This is a genomic window from Psychrobacillus sp. FJAT-21963, from assembly GCF_001420585.1.
Lineage (GTDB): Bacteria > Bacillota > Bacilli > Bacillales_A > Planococcaceae > Psychrobacillus.
On record NZ_LJIY01000004.1, the window covers coordinates 172,966 to 197,612 of the forward strand.

The 24,647-nt window shown below is 36.5% G+C and carries 24 protein-coding genes; 5 read left to right on the forward strand and 19 right to left on the reverse strand.

Translation table 11 applies throughout. From position 1 onward, the window contains the following. Positions 1 to 11: 11 nt before the first annotated feature. The 3 genes from AN959_RS11625 to AN959_RS11635 all read right to left on the reverse strand — a co-directional run bounded on the left by AN959_RS11625 (position 12) and on the right by AN959_RS11635 (position 5,196). A complete protein-coding gene (locus AN959_RS11625) occupies positions 12 to 1,820 on the reverse strand; it encodes an ABC transporter ATP-binding protein (RefSeq protein ID WP_056830934.1) in 1,809 nt (602 codons plus the stop codon). Then, positions 1,813 to 3,555: an ABC transporter ATP-binding protein gene (locus AN959_RS11630; protein WP_056830936.1), complete on the reverse strand. Its 1,743-nt coding sequence runs from the start codon at positions 3,553 to 3,555 to the stop codon at positions 1,813 to 1,815. The genes AN959_RS11625 and AN959_RS11630 overlap by 8 nt, the downstream gene beginning before the upstream one ends. Before the next feature lie 108 nt (positions 3,556 to 3,663). Beyond that, on the reverse strand, positions 3,664 to 5,196 hold the full coding sequence (locus tag AN959_RS11635) for an FAD-dependent oxidoreductase (RefSeq protein WP_056830938.1): 1,533 nt from the start codon (positions 5,194 to 5,196) through the stop codon (positions 3,664 to 3,666). Positions 5,197 to 5,295: 99 nt separating this feature from the next. On the opposite strand from AN959_RS11635, the gene AN959_RS11640 reads away from it, so the two are divergent. Beyond that, positions 5,296 to 5,652, forward strand: a complete 357-nt coding sequence (locus tag AN959_RS11640) for a DUF2500 domain-containing protein (protein ID WP_056830940.1) — start codon at positions 5,296 to 5,298, stop codon at positions 5,650 to 5,652. 140 nt (positions 5,653 to 5,792) lie between these two features. Here AN959_RS11640 and AN959_RS11645 read toward each other — a convergent pair whose 3' ends face one another. From AN959_RS11645 to AN959_RS11660, 3 genes are all read right to left on the reverse strand, one after another. Further along, positions 5,793 to 6,443, reverse strand: coding sequence for a DsbA family oxidoreductase (locus tag AN959_RS11645; protein ID WP_056830942.1), 651 nt, complete (start codon positions 6,441 to 6,443; stop codon positions 5,793 to 5,795). A 317-nt stretch (positions 6,444 to 6,760) separates the two neighbouring features. Continuing rightward, positions 6,761 to 7,693 (reverse strand): manganese-dependent inorganic pyrophosphatase, encoded by a 933-nt coding sequence (locus AN959_RS11655; RefSeq protein ID WP_056830946.1) that lies wholly within the window; start codon positions 7,691 to 7,693, stop codon positions 6,761 to 6,763. Positions 7,694 to 7,731: 38 nt separating this feature from the next. Continuing rightward, positions 7,732 to 8,181, reverse strand: coding sequence for an Rrf2 family transcriptional regulator (locus AN959_RS11660; protein ID WP_056830947.1), 450 nt, complete (start codon positions 8,179 to 8,181; stop codon positions 7,732 to 7,734). Positions 8,182 to 8,346: 165 nt separating this feature from the next. Between AN959_RS11660 and hmpA the strand changes: the two genes are divergently transcribed. Further along, positions 8,347 to 9,534, forward strand: coding sequence for an NO-inducible flavohemoprotein (gene hmpA / locus AN959_RS11665; RefSeq protein WP_056830949.1), 1,188 nt, complete (start codon positions 8,347 to 8,349; stop codon positions 9,532 to 9,534). A 144-nt stretch (positions 9,535 to 9,678) separates the two neighbouring features. Beyond that, positions 9,679 to 10,479 carry a GNAT family N-acetyltransferase gene (locus AN959_RS11670; protein WP_053591616.1) on the forward strand — a complete coding sequence of 267 codons (801 nt, stop codon included), beginning with the start codon at positions 9,679 to 9,681 and terminating at the stop codon, positions 10,477 to 10,479. A gap of 81 nt (positions 10,480 to 10,560) precedes the next feature. Here AN959_RS11670 and AN959_RS11675 read toward each other — a convergent pair whose 3' ends face one another. The 4 genes from AN959_RS11675 to AN959_RS11690 all read right to left on the reverse strand — a co-directional run bounded on the left by AN959_RS11675 (position 10,561) and on the right by AN959_RS11690 (position 14,273). After that, positions 10,561 to 11,145 (reverse strand): DNA-3-methyladenine glycosylase, encoded by a 585-nt coding sequence (locus AN959_RS11675; protein WP_056830951.1) that lies wholly within the window; start codon positions 11,143 to 11,145, stop codon positions 10,561 to 10,563. Position 11,146: 1 nt separating this feature from the next. Then, the gene (locus AN959_RS11680; RefSeq protein WP_056830953.1) at positions 11,147 to 12,418 is read right to left on the reverse strand and encodes an acetyl-CoA hydrolase/transferase family protein; all 1,272 of its coding nucleotides are present in this window, start codon (positions 12,416 to 12,418) and stop codon (positions 11,147 to 11,149) included. A 17-nt stretch (positions 12,419 to 12,435) separates the two neighbouring features. After that, a complete protein-coding gene (locus AN959_RS11685) occupies positions 12,436 to 12,873 on the reverse strand; it encodes an adenylate kinase (RefSeq protein WP_253278913.1) in 438 nt (145 codons plus the stop codon). Positions 12,874 to 13,061: 188 nt separating this feature from the next. Next, positions 13,062 to 14,273: an MFS transporter gene (locus AN959_RS11690; RefSeq protein ID WP_056830955.1), complete on the reverse strand. Its 1,212-nt coding sequence runs from the start codon at positions 14,271 to 14,273 to the stop codon at positions 13,062 to 13,064. A 173-nt stretch (positions 14,274 to 14,446) separates the two neighbouring features. Between AN959_RS11690 and thrC the strand changes: the two genes are divergently transcribed. Further along, positions 14,447 to 15,502 carry a threonine synthase gene (thrC, locus tag AN959_RS11695; RefSeq protein WP_056830957.1) on the forward strand — a complete coding sequence of 352 codons (1,056 nt, stop codon included), beginning with the start codon at positions 14,447 to 14,449 and terminating at the stop codon, positions 15,500 to 15,502. After that, positions 15,499 to 16,422, forward strand: coding sequence for a homoserine kinase (gene thrB / locus AN959_RS11700; protein WP_056830959.1), 924 nt, complete (start codon positions 15,499 to 15,501; stop codon positions 16,420 to 16,422). The genes thrC and thrB overlap by 4 nt, the downstream gene beginning before the upstream one ends. Before the next feature lie 42 nt (positions 16,423 to 16,464). Here the strand turns inward: thrB and zupT are convergent, their stop codons facing one another. From zupT to AN959_RS11745, 9 genes are all read right to left on the reverse strand, one after another. After that, on the reverse strand, positions 16,465 to 17,274 hold the full coding sequence (gene zupT, locus AN959_RS11705) for a zinc transporter ZupT (protein WP_056831147.1): 810 nt from the start codon (positions 17,272 to 17,274) through the stop codon (positions 16,465 to 16,467). 87 nt (positions 17,275 to 17,361) lie between these two features. Then, positions 17,362 to 18,015, reverse strand: coding sequence for a uracil-DNA glycosylase (locus AN959_RS11710; protein WP_053591609.1), 654 nt, complete (start codon positions 18,013 to 18,015; stop codon positions 17,362 to 17,364). Between the two features lie 68 nt (positions 18,016 to 18,083). Then, positions 18,084 to 18,689 (reverse strand): phosphatase PAP2 family protein, encoded by a 606-nt coding sequence (locus tag AN959_RS11715; protein ID WP_056830960.1) that lies wholly within the window; start codon positions 18,687 to 18,689, stop codon positions 18,084 to 18,086. A 171-nt stretch (positions 18,690 to 18,860) separates the two neighbouring features. Beyond that, positions 18,861 to 19,169, reverse strand: coding sequence for an antibiotic biosynthesis monooxygenase (locus AN959_RS11720; protein ID WP_053591607.1), 309 nt, complete (start codon positions 19,167 to 19,169; stop codon positions 18,861 to 18,863). Between the two features lies 1 nt (position 19,170). After that, positions 19,171 to 20,160 carry a siderophore ABC transporter substrate-binding protein gene (locus AN959_RS11725; protein ID WP_053591606.1) on the reverse strand — a complete coding sequence of 330 codons (990 nt, stop codon included), beginning with the start codon at positions 20,158 to 20,160 and terminating at the stop codon, positions 19,171 to 19,173. A 20-nt stretch (positions 20,161 to 20,180) separates the two neighbouring features. Further along, on the reverse strand, positions 20,181 to 20,942 hold the full coding sequence (locus AN959_RS11730; RefSeq protein ID WP_056830962.1) for an ABC transporter ATP-binding protein: 762 nt from the start codon (positions 20,940 to 20,942) through the stop codon (positions 20,181 to 20,183). Next, positions 20,939 to 21,892: an iron chelate uptake ABC transporter family permease subunit gene (locus AN959_RS11735; protein ID WP_056830965.1), complete on the reverse strand. Its 954-nt coding sequence runs from the start codon at positions 21,890 to 21,892 to the stop codon at positions 20,939 to 20,941. The genes AN959_RS11730 and AN959_RS11735 overlap by 4 nt, the downstream gene beginning before the upstream one ends. Then, the gene (locus tag AN959_RS11740; protein WP_053591603.1) at positions 21,885 to 22,835 is read right to left on the reverse strand and encodes an ABC transporter permease; all 951 of its coding nucleotides are present in this window, start codon (positions 22,833 to 22,835) and stop codon (positions 21,885 to 21,887) included. The genes AN959_RS11735 and AN959_RS11740 overlap by 8 nt, the downstream gene beginning before the upstream one ends. 901 nt (positions 22,836 to 23,736) lie before the next feature. Further along, on the reverse strand, positions 23,737 to 24,582 hold the full coding sequence (locus AN959_RS11745) for a DUF6612 family protein (protein WP_156316831.1): 846 nt from the start codon (positions 24,580 to 24,582) through the stop codon (positions 23,737 to 23,739). Positions 24,583 to 24,647: the final 65 nt, after the last annotated feature.

Below are 24,647 nucleotides of genomic sequence, written 5' to 3' on the forward strand. Positions count from 1 at the left end.
CATGCACAATTTTACCTATATAACTGACTTTCATAGAGTTCTTTATAAAAGCCTTTCTTTTGAAGTAACGCTTCATGGGTGCCATATTCTATGAGCTCCCCTTCATGGATAACGAGAATTTGGTTAGCATTTTCAATGGTTTTTAATCGGTGTGCGATAACAAAGCTAGTTCTACCTTCCGATAAACGACTTAGTCCTTGCTGAATCGCAATTTCTGTACGTGTATCAATGCTAGAAGTTGCTTCATCTAGAATTAGAATATCCGAATCCGCTAGAATCGCACGAGCGATAGATAACAATTGACGTTGCCCCTGGCTTAAGCTTGAACCACCCGAAGTGATTTCCGTTTTATATTGGTCAGGTAAATGTTTGATAAATCCATGTGCAGAGGCCATCTTAGCCGCATTTACGACTTCTTCATCAGTTGCTTCTAATCGACCATATCGAATATTTTCCATGATTGTGCCAGAAAATAGAAAAGTGTCCTGTAATACGATGCCAATTTTTTCACGTAGTGAACTAATTTTATAATCTTGAATTTTACGACCATCAATTTTAATTTCACCTGAATTTATATCATAAAATCGCATTAACAGGTTGATAACAGTTGTTTTCCCTGAACCCGTTGGACCTACTAAAGCAATTTTCTCTCCTGCCCTCGCCCGAAAACTAATTTCCTTTAAAATTGGCTTTCCGTCCTCATAGGAAAAGTTCACATTCGAAAATTCGACCTCGCCTCTAAAGGAATTTACTTCAATAGCATCATTTTTGTCCGTTAGATCAGGTGCCTCATCCATAATTTCAAAAACTCTTTCTGCTCCTGCAATTGCAGATTGGAAAGTGTTTAATAGACTTGATAATTGATTGATTGGACGAAAAAATTGACGAGAATATGTAACGAAAGCAGCAATTATCCCTACAGTTGCCATCTCTTGGACTGTCATCAATGCTCCGATTCCAATGATTAACGCTAGCCCTAAGTTGTTTATAAAGTTATTAATTGGGCCGAGAAAGCCAGATACAGTATCCGCTGCTGTTGCAGACTGACGTAATCTTTCATTTACCAGTGCAAACTTTGTGAATGTTTTCTCCTCTTGTCCAAAGATGGTAATTACTTCATTTCCCGAAATAGCTTCTTCAACAAACCCGTTTAATTCACCCAAGTCTCGTTGTCTTCTAATGAAATTACTACCGCTATACGTAATTATTTTTTTCGTCGTAATAATGATTAAAGGAATAATTGTTAGAGCCACTAAGGCAAGCATCCAATTGAGCATAAACATGGCAATGGCAACACCCGACACCATTAATATCGATGAAAATATTTGTATAACGCTTTGGCTGAGTGCATTGTTTAAGCTTTCAATATCATTTGTCACTCGGCTCATTAAGTCACCATGTGTCCGTTTATCAAAAAAACGTAAAGACAGTGTTTGAAATTTCTCAAATAAATGTTGGCGTAAAATTCGAATTGTCTTAAGAGACACACGAACCATTAAGAATGTTTGTAGCCAAGTGAAGATAGATGCAGCAATATAAATCAATGCTAATAATAATAAAACACGAAGAGTCCCTTCCATATCCTTAGGAATGATATAGTCATCTATGATGATTCCAATTAAATATGGAACGAGTAAATTCAAGATAGTTGAGATAATAACAAATATAATAGAAGCAATCATCGCAATCTTTTGCTTCTCCATATAGTTCCATATACGCTTAATGGTTCCCTTTTTATCCTTTGCTTTTTCTACTGGCCCTCTAAACCCTCTTGGACCACGTGCTCTGCCAATCGCGTCGTTTGGAGAAGCTTTATTCATAGGAAAGAACCTCCTTCCCATTTTGTGTTTCATAAATTCCTCTATAGACGTCGCTACTTGCTAACAATTCTTCATGTGTCCCACACGCCTCAATCGCTCCTTCATCAATCACTAGAATTTGATTTGCGTTGATAATGGAAGATACTTTCGAAGAAATGATGAACACAGTCGTATTGGAGAGGTTTTGGTTTAATGCGTGTTGAACAGACGCTTCCGATAAAGCATCTATTGCGGATGTAGAATCATCTAATATCAATATTTTAGGCTTCCGAATGAAAGCACGTGTCATTGCAAGACGTTGCTTTTGTCCTCCTGATAAATTAGTCGCTCCTTGCATGAGCTCATAAGTAAACTGACCATCGAGTTTTTCAATAAACTCAGTAGCAGCTGCAGACCGTGCTGCTTCCTTCATCTCTTCTAGATTTGCTTCCTCTTTACCAAAGCGAAGATTTTCCTCAATTGTTCCAGAAAATAATGTTGCCTTTTGCTGCACAAAACCTATAGATTCTCTCAGTTTTCTAAGAGGATATTCTTTAATGTTTATTCCATCAATCAAAATCTCCCCAGAATCTGGATCATACAACCGTGGTATCAGTTTGACAAGTGTTGTTTTTCCGCTACCAGTAGAGCCAATAATACCAATTGTCTCCCCTGCCTTCGCTTGAAAGGAAATGTTTTTTAAAACATACTCACCGTTTTTACTATAACTAAAATTAACATGTCGGAACTCCACTTTTCCTTCCATTTCTAATAGCAAAGCAGGATTTACAGGCTCCCTAATATCTATTTCAGTATCAAGTACTTGTTGTATTCTATTTGATGAAGTAAAAGATTTCGTAATTTGCATCAAAACATGACTACTCGTCATTAGTCCGTTCATTATAATATTCAAGTAGTTAATAAAAGCTAGAATGACACCGACTTGGAGCGTACCTTCATTTACTTTAATGGCTCCCATCCACATCCCGAAAACGACACTGATATTTACTACAAAAAGCATAATAGGCATGAGTGTTAAAATTACTTGCTCAGCAGCCATGTTTCGCTTCGTTAATGTATCATTTACCTGTTTAAACGTGTTTGTTTCAAATTCTGATCGGCCAAATGCTTTAATTACCCTAATACCTGCGAAATTTTCTTGTAACTTCGTATTTACCGTGTCCATTGCTCTCTGTACTCTTGCAAATAATTGACCAGATTTTGAAGAAAACCAATAAATTAAAACCATTAATATTGGTATTGCAACTAACAGCACCGGAAACAGTTCTCGAGCAGTAAACCATACAATAACGACTGCTCCGATGAACAGTAAGGGTCCACGCACAAAGATTCTTAACGTCATCATTAATGCTTGTTGAACTGCTGCCACATCATTCGTAACAATAGTTATTAATTTACCGGCACCAAATGAATCCATATTTTCACTTGAAAACTGCTCCGTTTTTTTGAATACATCTCGGCGAATGTCGGTTGCAAAATTTACAGATGCTTTAGCACTGTAAACCGTACTACCCACACCACCTATTAATCCTATAAATGCTGTAAACAGCATAAAGAATCCAAGTTTCATGACATATGCGTTGTCATTATTTGCAATTCCAACGTCAATAATATGTTGCATAATGGTAGGTTGTAATAAATCCATAGCTACTTCAATACACATTAAAAGTGGTCCAAGAATCGCAAACAGTGTATATGGCTTCACATATGGAAGTAATTTCATTAGGGATTTCATTCATTCTCTCTCCTTAACTATATCCCAATTTTAATAGAGATATCGCAGGAGAACAATCGTTTGTTTTAATAGAATTAAAAAAGCTTAGAGATTTTTCTCTAAGCTCGGTTATTCAATATTTTCTATTTTCTCTAACGGCTCGAATGCGGGCCCTTCAATCACGTCACCCTTAAATGTGTATCGTGACCCATGACATGGACAGTCCCATGAAGTCTCTGCATTATTGAATACGACATCACAACCCATATGTGTGCATACTGGTTTAACTAAATATATCTCACCAGTGACATCCTTAAATGCTCCAACCTTCTTACCGTCTAGTTTTACGATGTCTCCAGTACCAAGTTGTAAATCTTTAAACAAGACATCTATTTTTTCAGTCTTTCCTTTTACTAATTCTTTTGCGACGGCTGCATTATACTTGGCAAAACTAGCTATATCTTCTTTTTTCATTTTGGAACGGATTGGATTGTAAAGTTCCGCGTATCGATTTTCTTTTTCCATGACATTGTCCGCCATTATTTGGGCAGCTACCGTACTATTCGTCATACCCCATTTTGCGTAACCAGTTGCAACCAATACATCAGGAAGACCTGACGTCATGATTCCTACATACGGCACTTGATCTAGGGTCACTAAATCCTGAGCAGACCAGCGATTCGTAAACTGCTTTATATTAAATTTCTCTCTACCAAATGCAGCTAGTGCATCATAATTATCCATCATATCACCTTCATATCTACCGGTAACATGACCTTCTCCACCTAGTATTAAATATCTTTTTCCATCTTTACCCAACGCTGTACGTACGGATCTTGTTGGCTTTTCTACATTAATATAAATGCCTTTTGGATAATTAGATTCGGCTGGCGCAGCTAACGCATAAGATCTTTCTGGGGACATTCTTGAAAAATACAGACCATTTCCATCATTAAATGGGAAGTGGCTACAAACTAATATTTTCTTTGCACGTATTTTATGACCATTCATCATTTCTACTATATTTTTTGATATAGTTTTTGCTCGCGATTTTTCAAAAAACTGCACACCATTTTCAATTGCTTTATTCATTAATCCAGTTGCATACTTTAACGGATGGAATTGTCCTTGATTTTCTAACTTCAATGACTCCATTACATCATAAGGAAGACCGGTATTTGTTGTAAGAGTTGCCCCCTCAATACCTAGCTTAGTATAGGCATCCATTTCTTTCCTTACTGTTTGTACTCCTTCTTTAGTATCAGCATATATATAAGCATCTACCTTTTCAAAATCACATTTAATTCCCAATTCTTTGGCTGTTTTCTCTATAAAGTTTTTAGCCTCCGTATTGGCATCATAATATAGTCTTGCTTTTTCTTCACCGAATATGGAAATTAGCTTTTGGTAAATAGGCCCATGCTGCGCTGTCACCTTTGCAGTAGTGAAACCAGTTGTACCTTTTAATATTCTGCTTCCTTCCAAAACCATTACACTTTTTCCGCTCTTGCTAAGTAAATACGCAGCAGTAATCCCTGTAAGACCTGCTCCTACAATTAAAATATCGGTTTCTACATTTTCTCTTATTTCAGGAAACATTGGAAAGTCTTCTGTGGCACGCCAATAAGATTGTGATTCAGTTGGTAGTATTTGATCGTTCATTGGATTTCCTCCTTTTCTTCTAGTGTCTATCTATAAACGAAACTTTATTCAATTATTTACGTATAAGAAAAAAACAGTTTTTTTATTAGGGGGTTTAAAATGGATAGCTTAGGCTTTTTCTTTGGGGGTATACCCATATTCATTGGTCTATTTTTCATTTTGGTATTTGGTCTTATTATTTTCACTATCATAAAAAGCATATCCCAGTGGAATAAAAACAATAATTCTCCAAAGCTTTCTGTGCCAACTCAGGTAGTAGCAAAACGTTCCGATACAAGCGGTGGTTCTGGAAATAGTTCTGCTTCTACTTCGTATTACGTAACATTTCAAGTAGAAAGCGGGGATCGAATGGAGCTTCACGTTAACGGGCAAGAATATGGTATGCTCGCTGAAGATGATTTAGGTGTTCTTACTTTTCAAGGCACTAGATTTTTAAGTTTTGAGAGAAGAAGTTAAGGAAAAACGTGCAAGCGCATCTGCTGCACGTTTTTTTATCTTATCCCCTCAATTTTACATAAATTGTTATACCCCATTCCATTAAAAAACTAACTCAAAATAAAAAACCAGCAGAATTTCTCCTACTGATTTTTTGTATATTATTTAGCTTGTAGTCCTTCTTCTTCCGCAACTTTATTCAATGCACCAACAAACGTTTCAAGTGGTTGTGCACCAGAAATTGCATACTTATCATTTAAAACAAAAAATGGAACCCCGCGCACGCCAATTTGTCCAGCTTTAGCGATATCAAGACGAACCTCTGTCAAATACTTATTGGAATTCAACACTTCTTCCGCTTCATCTCTAGGTAATCCAAGAGAATCAATTAAATCAAGGAGAACCTCGTGTTTGCCAATCTCTTTACCTTCAATAAAATAAGAGTGCAGTAACAATTCATTGGCTTCTGCAGCCTTCCCTTGTTCGGTTGCCCACTTCACCAGACGGTGTGCATCTAACGTATTTGCAGGTTTCATTTTGTCAAAATTGTAATCGAGACCAACTGTTTTTGCTTGCTCCACTACTTGTGCGGTCATTCCTTTAGCTGCTTCCACAGTAGATCCATACTTTTCAGCAAGCACTTCATACATGCTTTGGTCCGAAATTTTAGGAGTATTCGGATCCAACTCAAAGCTCTTAAATTCAACCTCTGCTTGATTTGCATACCCAGCCTGCTCTAAAGCTTCTTCCAAACGTCTTTTTCCTATATAACAAAAAGGACAAACAAAATCTGACCATACTTCAATTTTCATTATTCTCACCTCCATTACATTGTAAAGACTTCTTAAGTATTCAACAATTTTAATGCTCTATGAAAATTCGAGTTCTTAGATTCTCGGGGATACCTGGGGATTTCTGAGATACCTCCGGGATTTTCTGAGATCCACTCGGGATTTTCTGAGATCCACTCGGGATTTTCTGAGATCCACTCGAGATTTTCTGAGATCCACTCGGGATTTTCTGAGATCCACTCGAGATTTTCTGAGATCCACTCGGGATTTTCTGAGATGCACTTCGTTTCCAAATAAAAAAGCTATCTCTTTATCCAAGAGATAGCCATTTTCTACAATTATAATGCTAGCGCTTCAGTCAAGGCTGGTACTACTTGTTTTTTACGAGATACTACGCCTTTCAGTAATGCGATATTGTTATCATCGAATTTTACATTAAAGGCAGCTTCTGCTTTTAACGCCAATTTACCAAGGGCTAGCGCTACAGAATCATTGTTTAGAATATCCGTTACTACAAAGAAAAATAGATCTAATTCTTTTTCTTGAATTTCAAGATTAATTAAGTCTTCCAGCTCTACTCTACGATTCATTACGTCATTTACGTCTACAGCATTTACTTGTGCAATGACTACTTTGTACTCACCCATAACGAATTCTTTTGCGTCTAATGAAAGAAGGTCCTCTAGGCTCTTATCGCTTAAATCTGCTCCCGCTTTCAACATAGCTAGTCCATACTCTTCCGCGTTTACACCAGCAATTGCTTCTAGTTCACGAGCAGCAGCAATGTCTTCTTCCGTGTATGTTGGTGATTTAAATAATAAAGAATCTGAAACGATTGCAGAAAGCATTAATCCAGCAATGTTTGCAGGGATTTCTACACCTTTTTCTTTAAAAATTTTATTTAATATAGTTGCAGTACATCCTACTGGTTCTGCACGATAGTATAATGGATCTGCTGTTTCAAAGTTTGCAATACGGTGATGGTCGATAACTTCCGTTACTTGCACATTTTCAATACCATCTGCACTTTGTTGTTTTTCATTGTGATCTACCAAAATTACTTTCTTCGCTTCACTTGAAACATCCCCAATAATTCGAGGTGCTTCAAATCCGAATTTTTCAAGAGCAAATTTTGTTTCATTGTTCACATCACCTAAAGCAACCGCTTCTGCTTCTACCCCAATGGCATTTTTTAAATATGCATATACAATTGCTGATGTGATTGTGTCTGTATCAGGGTTTTTATGACCAAAAACTAATACTTTTTCCATTAATAATCCTCCTAATAATCAATTTCGAACTTATTTTATCATATATCCTGTTTCTCTTTAAAAAGTAAATTTGCTAACAAATGTTTTTGAAGTAAAAAATCTGCCAATGTATATTCGTCCAGCACTTTAAAATAAGCTTGCAAAGCCCTATTTAGTGCACCTTTTAGTCCACAAACCGGTGTAATTACGCAGGAGTTCGAATGACAATCGAAGCATTCAACGAGATGGAAATCATCTTCTGTATTCCTTACAACTTGTCCTATATTGATCTTTTCAGGCTCCATTGCCAAACGAATTCCACCACCTCGGCCACGGATTGTTTCTATATAGCCAAGTTTCCCTAATTCATAAGTCACCTTCATCAAGTGATTCTTTGATATTCCATAAGCAGTGGATATTTCTTGTATTGTAGAAAGTTCATCTCTATTTTTGGTTCCCAGGTATATTAACACTCGAAGTGAGAAATCTGTATACATAGTCAATCTCATTTTTCCACCGCCATTCTACTAATCATTATAAACGACTATGTCTGAATCGTGAAAGAAATGTGTCTGAAATATTACATCTACTTTAAAGATGTATTTTAAATATTGCTTTAAAAAATGGCTAGGAGTATTCTGTATTTGTAAATAAAATAAAAGGACGTGTAAATTATGTTATCTCAAAAAACAATTGATATCGTAAAATCAACTGCACCTGTATTAGAAGTTCACGGAGTTGCAATAACCACAGCTTTTTATAAAAATATGTTTAACGCACACCCAGAGCTTTTAAATATTTTCAATCATGCAAACCAAGCAAAAGGTCGTCAACAAACCGCGCTAGCGAACACTGTATACGCAGCAGCAACCCATATTGATAATTTAGCGGCAATTATTCCAGTGGTGAAACAAATAGGACAAAAACACGTAAGTTTAGGCATTAAACCCGAACATTATCCAATTGTAGGTGAGCATCTACTTGGCGCAATCAAAGAAGTATTAGGAGATGCTGCTACTGACGATATCATTAATGCTTGGGCAGAAGCATATGGAGTTATCGCAGATGCTTTTATAGGCATCGAAGAAGAAATGTATGTAGCAGCAGAGTCAAAAGATGGCGGTTGGAGATTCTTTAAAGACTTCGTTATTGCAGATAAAGTAAAAGAAAGTGAAAACATTACTTCATTTTATTTAAAACCAGCAGATGGATCTACGGTTCCTTCTTATGAGCCTGGACAATTCATTACGATTCGTGTGAGCATTCCAGGCGAAACGTATTTGATGAACAGACAGTATAGCTTATCTAAAGCAGCTGATTCAGAATCATTTCGTATTTCAGTGAAAAAAGAAGATGAAAATAATCCAGAAGGAAAAGTTTCTGTTCACCTCCACAATAATGTTAATGTTGGAGATATAGTTGAACTTACTGCTCCAGCTGGTGAATTTGTTTTAGATCCAGAAAAAACAACTCCTGTAACTTTCTTAAGTGGAGGAGTTGGTATCACACCAATGATGAGTATGTTCGAAACAGTAGCTAAGACTCAACCAAATCGACCAGTATCCTTCCTTTATAGTGCTCGGAATGAAAACTTACATCCATTCGACCAAGATATTCGTTCTTTAATGGAAACAATGGATGATGCAAAATATGTTACTCTATATTCTGATAGTGGGGATGGCTTCATAACGAAGGATGTATTAAAAGAACATGCACGTAAAGATGGAGATGTCTATGTTTGTGGCCCAGTTGGATTTATGGAAGCAATGATCAATCATTTACTAGAGTTAGGCTTTGTAAATGAACAAATTCACTATGAATTCTTTGGACCTGCTTTACAGCTAGATTTAGTACAAGCATAATATTCTTAAAAAGAAGTGTTACTTCGTTATGAAGTAACACTTCTTTTTATAGGAATAAATTGACGTTAAAATAAGCTTTTAGTAGTGCGCATGTCTTACAATTGATGCTATACTTAGCCTATAAATTATGAAATGAGTGAAATAATGCCTAAAATATTTGAAAGCAAATATATTCCCCTTTCCACTTTCTTTCAACAATCGACGAACAAAGAGATTAGATTAACATATGCAGAAATTGAAGCAATCATCGGACAAGTACTACCTAACGCAGCTTATTTAAGTAGTAGTTGGTGGAAAAAAACAAAGCCTCCTGCATTACATTATTTCGCTTGGACAGACCATGGTTACTCAGTAAAAAAAGTAGACCTAGGAAAATCTGTTTTATTTCATAGTACGGTTCTCGAAACCGATTCGATAATGGATGATGTAAATAACCACCAAGACATTCTGATCATACGAGAAGCAGAGTTAGATGATGCCCGTTCATTTATTCGTTTGCAAGAAACCATATTTTCGGAAACTGATTTTATGTTGTATGGAAAATCTGATATTCAAATGACAGTACAGAGTATCCGAAAAGAGATGACAGCATGGAAAAATATCGAAAACTCTAATTTACTTTTAGCTATTATGAACGGGCAGTTCGCTGGATATGTATTGTTTACGGGTGGACCAGCACCACGTGCCTTGCATCGAGCTTCTGTAGTAATCGGTGTGAAACAAGAATTCTCTAAAAAGGGAATTGCCTCTTCCTTAATGGTACATGGAGAAAAATGGGCAAAAGAAGTAGGAATATCCAAGCTTGAACTGTCTGTTATTAAAGAAAATATAGGTGCTCAAAAACTTTATAAAAAGCTTGGTTTCGAAAAAGAAGGCGACCGTAAAAATGCACTCATCATTAATGGACATTTCGTAGATGAATATTATATGGGAAAACTTATCTAATTCATATAAAATACCGACCATTTCTGGTCGGTATTTTTTCTTGTACTTTCGATATGACGCTATCTTTTGATTTCAGTAGGTTCATCTCATTTTAGATACAAAGGGATTGTCCGTTTCCCAAAAACGATAAGGGTAATGCACAGCTTCCCCACTGTTTTCAATACCAATCCTAGGACCTGTTGATATGAACGACACCTCACTACCTTCTGCAATATATAAAGGCTTTTCCGTCCAATGTTTACCGTAATATTCCATAGTGATTCCCATAGCTTTCGTTAATTTCCCGGGGCCATTTGTCCACTGCTTCATTGGTAGATTGTTACGAAATTCTTTCATTAGCTCTAAGCCTTCTACAGGTTCAACAGCTCGAATTAATATTGCATTGGGGATGCCCTCCATACCTGCTACAACATTAATCAGTGTATGTGTATGCATTTGATACGTGTATATAAGCCCTGGCCCACCAAACATTACTTCTGTTCGTTTTGTTCTTCTGTTTCCAAAGCTGTGCGCTGCACGATCTTCAGGTCCCATATAGGCTTCCGTCTCAACTATTTTACCTACAATTAGCCCTCTTCCATGCTCATGGACTATATTCTTTCCTATTAAGTTTCTAGCTAGCTCTAATGTTGGTTGATGAAAAAATGATACGTCCATTGGTCTCATTTTATATAAACCCCATTTGCTTCGCTTCAAAAGTTAGTTCTTCTCTAAATTTAGGATGCGCTATTGATATGAGTTGTTTTGCACGCTCAGAAATTGGCTTTCCAAACATTTTCGCTACTCCATATTCTGTAACAATTGTATCAATATCGTTCTTAGACGTTGTAACGACCGATCCAGGGGAAAGTCTTAGTTGTATCCGAGAAATCTCATCATTTTTTGCAGTAGATGTCATACATACAAAGCCTTTTCCTTCCTTTGCAAAACGCACCCCTCTTGCAAAGTCAGCTTGTCCTCCCGTCGAGGAGTAATATTTTCCGGCAACCGTTTCCGATGCACATTGACCAAATAAGTCAACTTCTGTCGTAGCATTAATAGAAACGATTCGTTCTTCCTTTGCAATTTCCCTAGGATCATTTACTATACTTACTGGCAAAAATTGAACAGCAGGATTGTTATGCAAGAAGTTATAGATTTTATTGGATCCATGTGCAAAGGTCGCTATTATCTTCCCTTTATTTGTAAACTTTTGCGTCCCATCTATTGCACCAGCTTCCACAAGATCCACTATTCCATCTACAAACATTTCTGTATGAATGCCCAAATGTCTATGATCTTTCAGTAAACTTACTACTGCGTTAGGAATGGAGCCGATTCCGATTTGTAAAGTGTCCCCATTTTGAATACTTTCTGCTACATAAGAAGCTATTCTCATATCCTTATCACCAATTGGCGGTGAAATATCTTCAAAAAGAGGACGATCGTTTTCAACAAAACCTTCAATTTGGCTTATATGTATTTGATTTTCACCAAATGTACGAGGCATATGTTTATTTACTTCTAATAGGAAAGGAACCTTTCCAATAAATTCAGACACAATGTCCGCTTGAGTACCTAGTGAAAAGTATCCATATTCATCCATCGGAGAAGCTACTGCCATAATCATCGATAAATTGGTCGATTGTCTTAAAATCTTTGGCATTTCGTGAAAATTATTTGGCACTAGGTCTACTAATCCTTGGTGAAACATATTCCGAGTAGCACCACTTAAAAAATAGGATACATGACTAAGCTTTCCAGGGAATGCACCTTCCATATACTTTCGATGCTTTAATGCGAGTAACTGATGAATTTTCACATTAGTTAAAGCATCCGTATTTTCTTCCAAAATATCAAGTAATTTATGTGGCTCTCCATTCGTTAACGGGAGAATGATATCGGCATCCTTTTCAATTAGTTCGATAATTTGCCTCTCCGATAGTTGTTTGTCTCTCATAGCTGTTCCTCCTACATTTATCTACTCGGGGCAGTATCAATAAAGGCTTTCACTTCCACCGGATTTCTTAATATACATATATCAACGTTACTTGCTTCTCTTAATACTTTTAATATACCTGGGCGGACATCTTTTGGAAAACGCCATACCCATAGAGCAAACTCTAAATCTATTTTTTCTTCACACCCGGCACCCATATCAGGACGTGTTTTACCTCTGTACTCCCATGCTCTCTTGAAAACTCGATACGTACAGAGTAACCGAGGAAAATCTAAGAAGATAATTAAATCTGCGTATTTAGCTCTTAATGCCAAAGTAGAGTCAAAATTGCCATCGATAATCCACTCATTTCCCTCTAGTTTCGTCTGAATTTTTTCGCGAAATGCTTGTTTTGGTGTAGGTACCCATCCGGGATTCCAAAAAGGGCATCCAGATGGACAATTGGTAATTTCCATTGTTCAGCAAGCTTTCTTGATAAGGTTGATTTGCCTGCACCACTTGAACCGATAATAAGAATTCGTTTATGACGTAGATCTCCCAAGTCCTGCACCTCCCGTATTTCCATTCTTTCATTTTACTATGTTATTGGGAATGAAACAAAATAAAACCTGCTCCCTTTAAGGAACAGGTTTTATATATTTAGTTAGTCTAATTCCACTTGTTTTGTTTCTGTACCAAGGAAGAGTACTGCTAAAACGCCAATTACTATGGCCACACAGAAAATGCCAAAAATATAACCAATTTCGTAGCCAGCAGTTACAAGAGAACCAACCAACAAAGGTCCTAAAATCCCACCAATACGCCCAACGGATGCAGCCATTCCGGAACCAGTTCCGCGTATTACTGTAGGATACTGTTCTGGTGAATAAGCATACAAAGCACCCCAAGCTCCTAAGTTAAAAAATGAAAGGAGCATACCTGAAATGATTAATACAGCTGTTGAATCAGCGGAACCAAAAACTAGTGCACTCGCTGCTGTTCCAAGTAAAAACGTTATCAATACAAATTTACGACCTGCCTTTTCAATTAACCAAGCAGCTGTAAAGTAGCCAGGTAATTGAGCAAGAGTCATTATTAATACATATTCAAAACTTTTTATCAAATCGAATCCCTTCATTACCATTACACTTGGTAACCATAAGAACATTCCATAATACGAAAAGACTACCATAAACCAGACAATCCAAAGCATAAGTGTTCTTTTTGCATATTTCTTCGACCATACATCTTTCATATTTTGCATAATTGATCTTGATTGTGTTTCATTGGATACAAAACGCGGAGAGTCTGGTAACTTTAAACGTAAATAAATTGCATAAAACGCTGGTAGTGCCGTAATAATTAAACCTATTCTCCAACCGTAATTTAAAATTATAAAGTAAGAAATTAGTGCTGATAAAAGCCAGCCCGCTGCCCAAAAACTTTCAAGTAATACTACTACTCTACCTCGTTCTTTTGCTTCGACACTTTCAGAAACAAGCGTGGATGCAACCGGTAATTCTCCTCCTAGCCCCATTCCAACAAAAAATCGTAGAATTAAAAATGCAGCTAATGTAGTGGTGAGAGCTGATAAACCCCCTGCCACAGAGAACAAGACCAATGTAATCATAAATACTTTTTTACGACCTACTTTATCTGCAAGTACTCCAAATACCAATGCACCAACAGCCATCCCTATTGAATTTATACTTCCAATCCAGCCCATCTCATTAGGAGTCAAGCTCCATTCTCTAACAAGCGCTGCAATAACAAAGGATAAAATTCCTACATCCATTGCATCGAACATCCAAGCTAGACCCGCAATGCCTAGTAATTTATTTTTTGATAGGGGTTTGTTTTCCTTTATAGTAGCCATTTTTTCTCCTGTCTTTACACCTGTAATGTTTTTTGTTTACATGATTAGTATAATGCTCGTTTAGCAAACTTTCAATAGAAAGTTTATCTTGTTTTTTAAGTATTATTAAGGTAAAATGTCCTTTATACAAATACATATGTTTATTCAAGAAGAACAGAGAGGCGGAACACAACATGGCTTGGCAAGGTTTAATCGAAGAGTACAAAGATTTTTTACCTGTAACAGATAAAACACCAAATTTAACATTACACGAGGGAAATACGCCTCTTATAAAATTAAATAACTTGTCCAAAGAACTGGGTATTGAACTTTACGGAAAAGTAGAGGGTGCAAATCCTACTGGATCATTTAAAGACCGAGGAATGGTTTTCGCTGTTGCTAAAGCAATCGAAGATGGCAGTGAATGTGTCATTTGTGCTTCTACAGGAAATACTTCGGCAGCTGCATCAGCATACGCTGCTCGTGCAGGAATAAAATCGATTGTCGTCATCCCAAAAGGAAAAGTCGCGCTTGGTAAATTAGCTCAGGCATGTATGTATGGAGCTAAAATAATTGAAATTGACGGTAACTTTGATGATGCACTACAAATTGTTAGGAAAGTTAGTGAAACATCACCCGTTGCTTTAGTTAACTCTGTCAATCCATATAGAATAGAAGGTCAAAAAACAGCTGCTTTTGAAATTGTCGACACTTTAGGCTTTTCACCTGACTTTCTGTGTATTCCAGTTGGAAATGCCGGTAACATAAGCGCTTATTGGAAAGGCTTCAAAGAATATAATGAAGTAAAACAATCAGGTCTACCTAAAATGTTCGGTTTTGAAGCTGAAGGCTCTGCTGCAATCGTTCAAGGTGCTCCAATTGCTAATCCAGAAACAGTTGCAACAGCGATTCGTATTGGGAATCCTGCAAGCTGGTCTTTAGCTGAAGCGGCACGAGACGAATCTGGTGGTATTATTGATTCTGTCACAGACGAAGAAATTCTAAACGCTTATCAATTAATCGCTAATCGCGAAGGGATATTTGTAGAGCCTGGATCTGCTGCTTCCTTAGCAGGAGTTATTAAATCAGTGAAAAGTGGAAAAATCTCTGCAGGAAGTAAAGTGGTTACTATTTTTACTGGTAACGGTTTAAAAGATCCAGATACAGCGATGAATGTATCTACAGTTGAGTTAGTTTCATTAAAAAATGACGAGGAAGAAATTCGTCAATACATTGAGGGAGTTTTATGAGTAACAAATGGTCCATTTTAATACCTGCAAGCACCGCTAACTTAGGCCCTGGTTTTGATTCAATCGGAATAGCATTGGATAAATACTTAGAAGTAGACGTGGAAGTTTCTGAGAAATGGAAGATTGATAATTTAACAGATAATCTTCCAGAAGTACCAGATCCACAAAATCATTTAATGGTGCAAGCTGCACAAAAAACTGCACAAATACACGGATTAGAATTACCTGCCTGCCACTTAGAGGTCAGAAGTGAAATCCCCCTCGCTCGCGGGATGGGGAGTAGTGCTTCTGCGATTGTGGCTGGAATAGAAGTTGCTAACCAAGTGCTCGATCTTCAGCTTACTTCACAAGACAAGCTAAAAGTAGCAACGTCAATGGAAGGACATCCTGACAATGCAGCTGCCTCTATTTTCGGTGGCTTTACTATTTCTTCTTGTGCTGAAAATGGAGAAATTCACGTATTTCATACAGCTAATATTGGTGCTGCTTTTGTTTTGTTCATTCCAAACTTTGAATTAAAAACAGAAAAAGCAAGAAATGCCTTACCTGAAACCTATACACGTAAAATTGCCGCACAAGCAAGTGCTGCTGCAAATTTATTAATAGCCGCACTTCTATCTCAATCGTTTGAACAAGCTGGTGTGTATATGGAACAGGATTTATTCCACGAACCATACCGTCTAAACCTTATTCCAGAAAGCAAAGAGATTAAAATTGCTGCGAAAAGAGCCGGTGCATACGGAACATGTATAAGTGGAGCTGGACCTACCCTTCTCTCTTTGGTGGAAAGAGGAACAGAGGAAGACTTTATCTCTAAGTTAAGTGGTATATTCCCTAACTTTCAACTTGTACCAGTGTCAATCAATCGGACAGGAATTGTTGCATTAAAAAATAAAAAAGGCAGTGCGGTTCTCTCTTAATGAGAACTGCACTGCCTTTATACATTTGAAACATATTCTTTTCTATGCCATTAAAACTAGACTAAGTGCCATTACAAGCATTCCAGCTACGACACCGTAAATAGAAGAATGCGCTTCATCGTATTTTCTTGCAGCTGGTAATAGTTCATCTAACGAAATAAACACCATAATTCCTGCAACAGCGGCAAATACTACACCGAAAACTACACCGTTTAAGAATGGCATTAATATTAAGTATGCAACAAACGCACCCACAGGCTCTGCAAGTCCCGAAAGAAATGATAATTTAAATGCTTTTTTACGATTTCCAGTCGCATAATAAATAGGAACAGCAACCGCAATCCCTTCTGGAATATTATGAATAGCTACAGCTATCGCTATGGCAATCCCTAGATTTGGATCTTGCAACGCAGAAGCAAATGTTGCAATTCCCTCTGGAAAGTTGTGTATTCCGATGGCGAGTGCAGTAAACATACCCATTTTCATTAGTTTTGTGTATTCAGCATTAGTTGGTGTCACATCCATATCTTCTACACTTTTAGCGTCATGTGGGTTGCCAAGGGAAGGTAATAAACGGTCAATAATCGCAATAAAAATCATCCCACCAAAAAAACCAACAATGGTCATCCAATAACCATTTTTCTCGCCTAGCTCCGCTACTAATGAAACTTTTGCTTTCACAAATATTTCAACTAAAGATACATATATCATTACACCTGCCGAGAATCCTAACGCAACAGATAAAAATTTAGTATTTGTTCGAGAAGTTAACAAAGATAGCAAACTGCCTATTCCTGTTGCTAATCCCGCAAACAATGTAAGTAATAGTGCAAAAACAACATTGCCTTCCATTGTACCAACTTCTTTCTTATCAATGATTTCCACTTTATTATACGCATTAAGTTTCCTTGACGCAACAATTTTCAATTGAAGAAAACATTAAAATGCAGTAGATTTTTTAATATACTCTCCAATATTTAACCAATCTTCTTCTAATATATCTCGATTAGATGGGCGGTAAAAAACTGCAGCTGGATGATACGTAGGCATTATAATATATTCCTCTGTAGACCATTTATATACACTTTCTTTTAGTGAAGCAAGGTGTTGAACGGGATGTTTTATGATTTGGCCATGCATCTCTGACACCCTTGCTTCCTTTCCTAATAGACGCTGGAGTCCTACATTGCCTAAAGTTACAATAACGAGTGGGGAAATATTTTTTAATTCAAAATCGAGAAGTGGTGCGTGAGCAATTATTTCCTGCTGAGTAGGTGGCCTATTATATTTTCTTTTCGTTATTTCCCCATTTCTCATTTTCTTCTCTTTCCACAAATATGGTCTGCTTCTTACAGCACTCGTCATATATACTTCATCTCTCGTTAGGTTGATTGTGGCAAGTGATTTTGCTAATTCATTCCCTGCTCTTCCTATGAAGGGTATACCTTCAACTGCCTCATTTTCTCCTGGCGCTTCCCCAATTAACATAATTGTAGGGGTTTGCGGCCCTCTCCCCTTAACAAAACCTTCTACAGGAAAACCTTCTATTCTCTTTTTACCAAGTTTAACTAGTTCATCTGGTAGCTCAAACATATACATTTGCTCCTTTTTTTATTCTACAAGTTAAAAAATCCTCTCCATAAAGGAAAGGACCTTTGTTTCTATTCTTTTTTAAAACTCTTTTTTCTCCATTCGTACCATAAGGCAACCACTACAAACCATGTATACCCTACCATCCATCCAGCAAACACATCTGAAGCATAATGACGACTCTCTGCAATACGGGATAGACCAATCATCATTGCAAGAAGAACAGCCAAAATCCACGTAAAAATTTTGATTTTATTATTTGACTGATGCTCTGTCAATAAATATGTAATGGTAAATACATAAAGTAAACCAACCATTGCATGGCCGGAAGGAAAACTAAAGGTCTCTAATTGATGAGGAACATCTGGTCGTTCTCTTTGAATCCACTTTTTTAATAATTGATTTAGCACATTTCCTACACCCACTGAAAATAAAACAAAGAGCATAGCTCTATAATTTCTTGAATGTAACCACAAATAGATAATTAATAGAAGCATAGCTACTAAAATAAACTTTGTTTCGCCAATATAATGAAATAAAGTTATAAAAGCATTTCCTGCAAGAAGTTCGGACATTGTATGATCAATTGCTATAATTTCTTCTTTTGAAACTTTTAGAAACAACATGACAAATCCTACCAAAGTAACTACTCCGAGTGGATAAAACCATTTTTTCACAAAATCCCCTCCTAACAAAAAGTATAAGCTAGATAATATATTATGTACAATTAAAATATAAGCATCCAATTAATAGAGCAATTCGGTTCGTTTATGGAGCGACTTAACATGAAGATTGATCGATTCTGCCGAAAAAAATCCACAAGGTACACGTACCTTGTGGATTTCAGATTATTTACTTACTTTTACTTCATATACATTTTGGCTGGATTCAATAATATAATCGGGCTTTGGCTTTCCTATATTCGCTTTGTGACCAGCAATATGCTCGGGACTCTTCTCCCAATTCTTCCAGTCCTCTTCTGATCTCCAACCTACTACTACAAGGACTTCTTCTTCCCCACGGCGAACTTTTTTCACTAGAACTTCTAACTTTTCAAAGCCCGGTTGCTTTTCAAGTTTTCCTTCTCCTTGAAAACGTTCTACCACACTAGACGAAAAACCTTCTTTTATAACCATCCGTTTTATTTGATAAAACATATTATTTAATTGCCTCTAGGACTGCATCAATTTTTGCATTTTCCGATTCAATACCGCCACCTGCTAAGTACCAAGCTTCTGGATCCAAATAATATACTTTACCGTTTTTAACAGCATTTGTTTTGCTTACGATTTCATTTTCAATCGCCGCTTTTGTGCCAGACTCACCCTCAGAGGCAACTGCATCACGGTCTACTACGAATAGGATATCTGGATTTTTCTCTAACACATATTCATATGAAACATTTTGACCATGTGTAGAAACTTCTAAATTTTCATCAACTGCTTTAAAGCCGTACACGTCATGTACTATTCCAAAACGTGAACCTGGACCATATGCACTTAGTTCACCTTCAGATGCAAGAACTACTAAAGCCTTTTCTTCAATGCTTTTTGTTTTCTCTGACATTTCTGCAACCTTTGCATCAATTTCTTCTAATGCCTTTGTTGCTTCTGCTTCTTTACCGAAAATTTTACCAGCTAACTCAGTATTAGCTTTGAATGAATTCATGTAGTCAGTAGTATCAACTCCAACATAAACAGTAGGAGCAATTTTACTTAATTCTTCATAAGCGTCTGCTTGACGACCAGAAATGAAAATTACATCCGGATTCATCGTGCTGATTGCTTCAAAGTCTGGCTCTTTTAGTGCTCCAGCATTTTTATATGCAGCTTCATCTGCATATTTGCTTAAGTATTTAGGAAGGCTGCTTTGAGATACAGCTGTTACATCAACGCCTAGTGCATCTAATGTATCAAGAAAACCATAGTCAAAAACAACAACATTTTCTGGTTTTTTATCTAGTGTTACTTCTTTATATCCCTCTGGTTGAGGAATAGTTAATGGGAAAACTGATGATGCTTCGTTTGATCCTGTTTTTTCTTCTGAAGTACCTTCTTCTTTAGTTGACGCATCTTCGTTTGATCCACACGCTGCAAGTAATAGAACTAGCATGGCGAAAATCACCGCTAAAAATTTCTTGTTTTTCATCTATTAAACGCTCCTTTTTCTTATGAATTAAAATAAACACAAATTCGACAGCTATTCATTTCTTGTATTGGAATATCCATGTCATAAATTTCTTTTAGTGCATCAGAGTTAATAATTTCATGAGTAGGACCGTCTTTGATCACACGGCCGTCCTTCAATGCGACAATATAATCTGAATACACGGATGCAAAGTTAATATCGTGCAATACGATGACAACCGTTTTACCTAGATCTTCCACAAGCTTGCGAAGAATCTTCATAATTTGTACAGAATGCTTCATGTCCAAATTATTTAATGGCTCATCTAGCAAGATGTATTCCGTATCTTGAGCAATAACCATTGCGATAAATGCGCGTTGGCGTTGACCACCAGAAAGTTCATCTAAATAGCTATCCTCGATATCAGCTAAATTCATATACTCAATAGCCTGGTCGACCATTTTCATGTCTTCTGTATTTAAACGTCCTTTAGAATAAGGAAATCGGCCGAATGACACTAGTTCACGAATCGTTAAGCGTACATTCATATAGTTTGATTGTTTTAATATGGATACGCGTTTAGAAAACTCATCGGATTTCCATTTACTAACATTCGATTTATCTAGTAGAACTTCACCTGTATCTGCATCCAATAAGCGGCTAACCATTGATAAAAGTGTAGATTTTCCAGCACCATTAGGTCCGATAAAGGATGTAATTTTTCCTGACTGGATATTAACACTTACGTTATCCACTACTGGCTTTTTAGAAAAATACTTTGTTACTTCTTTAACTTGTATCATGATGTAGCTCGACTCTCCTTTAGTAATAAATAAATGAAGTAAATTCCTCCGAGAAAGTTAATTATCACGCTCAGTGTTGTATCAAATGTAAATATACGTTCTACAATCCACTGTCCTCCAATTAGTGCTATTAAACTCATTATGCTAGCTCCAGTAATTAATACCGAATGCTTGTATGTGTTGAAGAATTGGTACGATAAGTTTGCGACGATTAAGCCAAAGAATGTAATAGGACCAACCAGCGCTGTAGAAGTAGCAATTAAAACAGCTGATAGTACGAGCATCGTTTTAACTATTTTGTCATAATCCACACCGAGATTAATAGCATTATCGCGTCCTAGCGACATTACATCCAACTCTCTAATCGTGCGCCAACCATATAGGATGGCTAAGACGATAATAACCATCGCTAACCAAACTAAATCACCGTTTACGTTGTTAAAACTTGCAAACATCTTATTTTGTAAACTTGTAAACTCGTTTGGATCAATAAGTACTTGAAGGAAAGTTGTAATACTTCCTAAAAATGTTCCTAATATAATCCCTACAAGTAGCAAGAAATAGATTGGGCGTTTCCCTGCGTTGAACAAAAAGCGATAAAGTAACAGAGCAAATCCGATCATTGCTATAACAGAAATAAAGAAATTATAGTTTTTGTTTATAACTAAAATCGACATTGAACCAAAGAAGTAATAAATACATGTCTGTACTAACATGTATAACGAATCCAGACCCATTACACTTGGAGTTAATATTCGATTATGTGTAATAGTTTGGAAAATTACCGTAGAATAAGCAATCGCTACCCCAGTAAGTCCCATCGCCAATACCTTTATAGCTCGACGTGGCAATGCATAATCATAGCTTCCATTCAACCCTTGAAACAAATAAAGTACTATAAAAACTATTGCCAAAGCTAGTAATATAATCATTTTTGTTTTGTTACGCATATGCTTTCCCCCTAAACAGCAAGAATAGGAAGATTGCACTTCCGATTACACCAACTGTCATACTAATCGGGATTTCATAAGGAAAGATTAATACCCTACCTAGAATATCGCATATCAACAAGAAAATGACTCCTAGCAACGCAGTATGTGGTAATGTTTTTTCTAAATGATCTCCTTTAAATATGGATACTATATTTGGGATGATTAATCCTAAAAAAGGAATCATTCCTACTGTCAAAACAACAGTTGTAGAGATCAAAGCAACTAGCACTAAACCTAAATTTAATACTCTTTTGTAGGAAAGACCGAGATTTTTTGCAAAATCCTCTCCCATTCCTGCTACAGTAAAGCGGTTAGCGTAAATATAGGCAATAATAAGTACTGGAACGCTTATGTAGAGCAATTCATATCTACCTTTTAAAATTAAAGAGAAGTCCCCTTGTAACCAAACGGTGATATTTTGAATTATATTTGATTTGTAAGCGAAAAACGTCGTTATAGAGGCTAAAATATTTCCGAACATCAGACCTACAAGCGGAACAAAAATTGCATCCTTAAATTTAATCCGATTTAGTATTTGCATGAAGAGCAATGTACCTGCTAGTGCGAATATAAATGCAAAAGAGATTTTTTGCATATACGTTGCATTTGTAAATACAAGCATCGAGATTAAAATACCTAAGCGGGTAGCATCAAGCGTACCAGCTGTGGTCGGTGATACAAATTTATTTCTACTTAGACTCTGCATTATTAAACCTGCGATACTCATCCCTGCTCCTGCAAGTATTATGGCGATAAGTCTAGGTAAGCGACTAATGAGAAATATTTGTGTCTCCTCCGAAGTAATATCTAACAAATCCATTGGTGAGATTCTAGTTACACCAACAAAGAGAGATAAGAGAGAAAGTGCGACTAGTGCAATTACAAGATATCTTTTTTTCATAACTATCCTCAACATTTCTATTTGTGAAAGGGCGATAGTGAAAATCATTATCATTTACTCACAGTTTTTATTATAGCACCTTGACAATACAAGTCAACGCTTAAATGAAAATGATTTTCAATTGATAATACACGTATATGCCAGTTCATCCTATTTTATTTATATGAAGCAATTTCATAATTCAAATTTACTTAAAAAACACGAACCAAATTAAAGGAAACTAAAGAAATATATATTTTAGTAATGTAAAGTATAGTTGATTTCCGTTATACGCGGACGCTTTCCGCGGGGTGAGCGATAAACCATCACCGCCGCTACGCGTCGCTTGTGATGTCTTATCTGTCTCACTCATCCCGCTGGAGTCGCCACCTGTCACTTCAATCAAATTTCAGCTTGACGAAAAGAGTATATTATAAACGGTTATGTTAAATAATAAATCTTTTTAAAGAGGTTGCTTTAACCATTTAAAAGTAAAGATAATAGATATCTATAAGGAATTGTTTATAAGGCTAGGACCACCACGAAGACTCCTGTGGGAAAAGCTTGAGCAGAAGACCACGCAGTTAAGGGGAAGGCAATCTAAGTTCGTCGTATCCTGCTCCTGCGCAAAGCTCGTCGCAAAAGAACTTTTGCGGCAACGATTACATTACCAACATCGTGTTTGCCTAGGAGGCCAAGCTCACGGAAAGCGAAGTGGTGGTCCTTGCCGAATTTAATATACAACTCTATGAACCCAAAATTGAGTTTTTCTACAGTCTGAAATTAGCTCATATTTAATTTTACTATAAAAAATATGTAAAACAAAAAGACTGCCTGTAATTGTCGCTTTTTCGCAACATTTACAGCAGTCTTTTTCGCTATTTTTAATATCGACTTGACGCTTCGCATATACAGTTAAAGCTTAAATTTCTACCGCATTATCAATTACTTCTTGAGGAATAACAATTTCTTCTACTTGATTGAAATTAGAGAAGTCGGATTTCATATCTTGTTTCATATTCATTGTTTCTCCGTCGATTGTCATATCCATATCAAGAACCATATCTACTTTATTTGTTTGGAATGTCTCTTTATCAATATGAATTAAGTAGTTTACGGAATTAATAATCATATCCATTTCAATTTCTTCCACACCAACCATGTTTTGAAGAGCCTCATCCACTTGTTCTTTTACTAACTCGGTGAATTTTTCTCCAGACGCTTCTAAAGTAAGAATATAGTTGTCGTTATCTTGCTCAAAGGTGAAGTCTTCTAAATATCCTTCAATTTGTTTTAATTGATTTGATGGATTCGATTGATCTGTTGTGCTCATTAACTGATTCATCATTTCTTGAGGAAACTTCATCCATTGACCAGATTCTCCCTCATACGTATAAAAAGCATCCTTCGTTATATAGCTCTCCATCTTCATCTCTTGATTTCCCATATTTTCATCAGTAGATTTCATAGATGTTGTTCCTGTTTGGTGAATTTGTAATGGATCAATTATATAATCCATATCCATTAATGAATTAATGTCTAAATTTACGTCTTGTCCAGGCAATTGCATCGTTTGCTTCATATCAATTTTTGCTTTTACACTCTTTAATTCTTCTGAAGCTGCCATTGACTTATCATATACTTCTTGTAAAGTTAACTCACTTTTCTCAGTTACATCCTTCTCATTTGCCGGGGCAGCTGTTTCATTACACGCTGCTAAACCTAATGTTAATGTGGCTACAGCTAAAAGTGTCGACCATTTCTTCATATCGTTTATCATCCCTTCCCTATTGATAATAACTTTACGAGGAAAGTTAAGGAAAGGTTTCATTT

What these genes read in the sequence shown, in the direction of transcription:
- AN959_RS11625 (WP_056830934.1), bottom strand. Translation starts at nt 1,820, where the DNA reads ATGAATAAAGCTTCTCCAAACGACGCGATTGGCAGAGCACGTGGTCCA.
- AN959_RS11630 (WP_056830936.1), bottom strand. Translation starts at nt 3,555, where the DNA reads ATGAAATCCCTAATGAAATTACTTCCATATGTGAAGCCATATACACTG.
- AN959_RS11635 (WP_056830938.1), bottom strand. Translation starts at nt 5,196, where the DNA reads ATGAACGATCAAATACTACCAACTGAATCACAATCTTATTGGCGTGCC.
- AN959_RS11640 (WP_056830940.1), top strand. Translation starts at nt 5,296, where the DNA reads ATGGATAGCTTAGGCTTTTTCTTTGGGGGTATACCCATATTCATTGGT.
- AN959_RS11645 (WP_056830942.1), bottom strand. Translation starts at nt 6,443, where the DNA reads ATGAAAATTGAAGTATGGTCAGATTTTGTTTGTCCTTTTTGTTATATA.
- AN959_RS11655 (WP_056830946.1), bottom strand. Translation starts at nt 7,693, where the DNA reads ATGGAAAAAGTATTAGTTTTTGGTCATAAAAACCCTGATACAGACACA.
- AN959_RS11660 (WP_056830947.1), bottom strand. Translation starts at nt 8,181, where the DNA reads ATGAGATTGACTATGTATACAGATTTCTCACTTCGAGTGTTAATATAC.
- hmpA (WP_056830949.1), top strand. Translation starts at nt 8,347, where the DNA reads ATGTTATCTCAAAAAACAATTGATATCGTAAAATCAACTGCACCTGTA.
- AN959_RS11670 (WP_053591616.1), top strand. Translation starts at nt 9,679, where the DNA reads ATGCCTAAAATATTTGAAAGCAAATATATTCCCCTTTCCACTTTCTTT.
- AN959_RS11675 (WP_056830951.1), bottom strand. Translation starts at nt 11,145, where the DNA reads ATGAGACCAATGGACGTATCATTTTTTCATCAACCAACATTAGAGCTA.
- AN959_RS11680 (WP_056830953.1), bottom strand. Translation starts at nt 12,418, where the DNA reads ATGAGAGACAAACAACTATCGGAGAGGCAAATTATCGAACTAATTGAA.
- AN959_RS11685 (WP_253278913.1), bottom strand. Translation starts at nt 12,873, where the DNA reads ATGGAAATTACCAATTGTCCATCTGGATGCCCTTTTTGGAATCCCGGA.
- AN959_RS11690 (WP_056830955.1), bottom strand. Translation starts at nt 14,273, where the DNA reads ATGGCTACTATAAAGGAAAACAAACCCCTATCAAAAAATAAATTACTA.
- thrC (WP_056830957.1), top strand. Translation starts at nt 14,447, where the DNA reads ATGGCTTGGCAAGGTTTAATCGAAGAGTACAAAGATTTTTTACCTGTA.
- thrB (WP_056830959.1), top strand. Translation starts at nt 15,499, where the DNA reads ATGAGTAACAAATGGTCCATTTTAATACCTGCAAGCACCGCTAACTTA.
- zupT (WP_056831147.1), bottom strand. Translation starts at nt 17,274, where the DNA reads ATGGAAGGCAATGTTGTTTTTGCACTATTACTTACATTGTTTGCGGGA.
- AN959_RS11710 (WP_053591609.1), bottom strand. Translation starts at nt 18,015, where the DNA reads ATGTTTGAGCTACCAGATGAACTAGTTAAACTTGGTAAAAAGAGAATA.
- AN959_RS11720 (WP_053591607.1), bottom strand. Translation starts at nt 19,169, where the DNA reads ATGTTTTATCAAATAAAACGGATGGTTATAAAAGAAGGTTTTTCGTCT.
- AN959_RS11725 (WP_053591606.1), bottom strand. Translation starts at nt 20,160, where the DNA reads ATGAAAAACAAGAAATTTTTAGCGGTGATTTTCGCCATGCTAGTTCTA.
- AN959_RS11730 (WP_056830962.1), bottom strand. Translation starts at nt 20,942, where the DNA reads ATGATACAAGTTAAAGAAGTAACAAAGTATTTTTCTAAAAAGCCAGTA.
- AN959_RS11735 (WP_056830965.1), bottom strand. Translation starts at nt 21,892, where the DNA reads ATGCGTAACAAAACAAAAATGATTATATTACTAGCTTTGGCAATAGTT.
- AN959_RS11740 (WP_053591603.1), bottom strand. Translation starts at nt 22,835, where the DNA reads ATGAAAAAAAGATATCTTGTAATTGCACTAGTCGCACTTTCTCTCTTA.
- AN959_RS11745 (WP_156316831.1), bottom strand. Translation starts at nt 24,582, where the DNA reads ATGAAGAAATGGTCGACACTTTTAGCTGTAGCCACATTAACATTAGGT.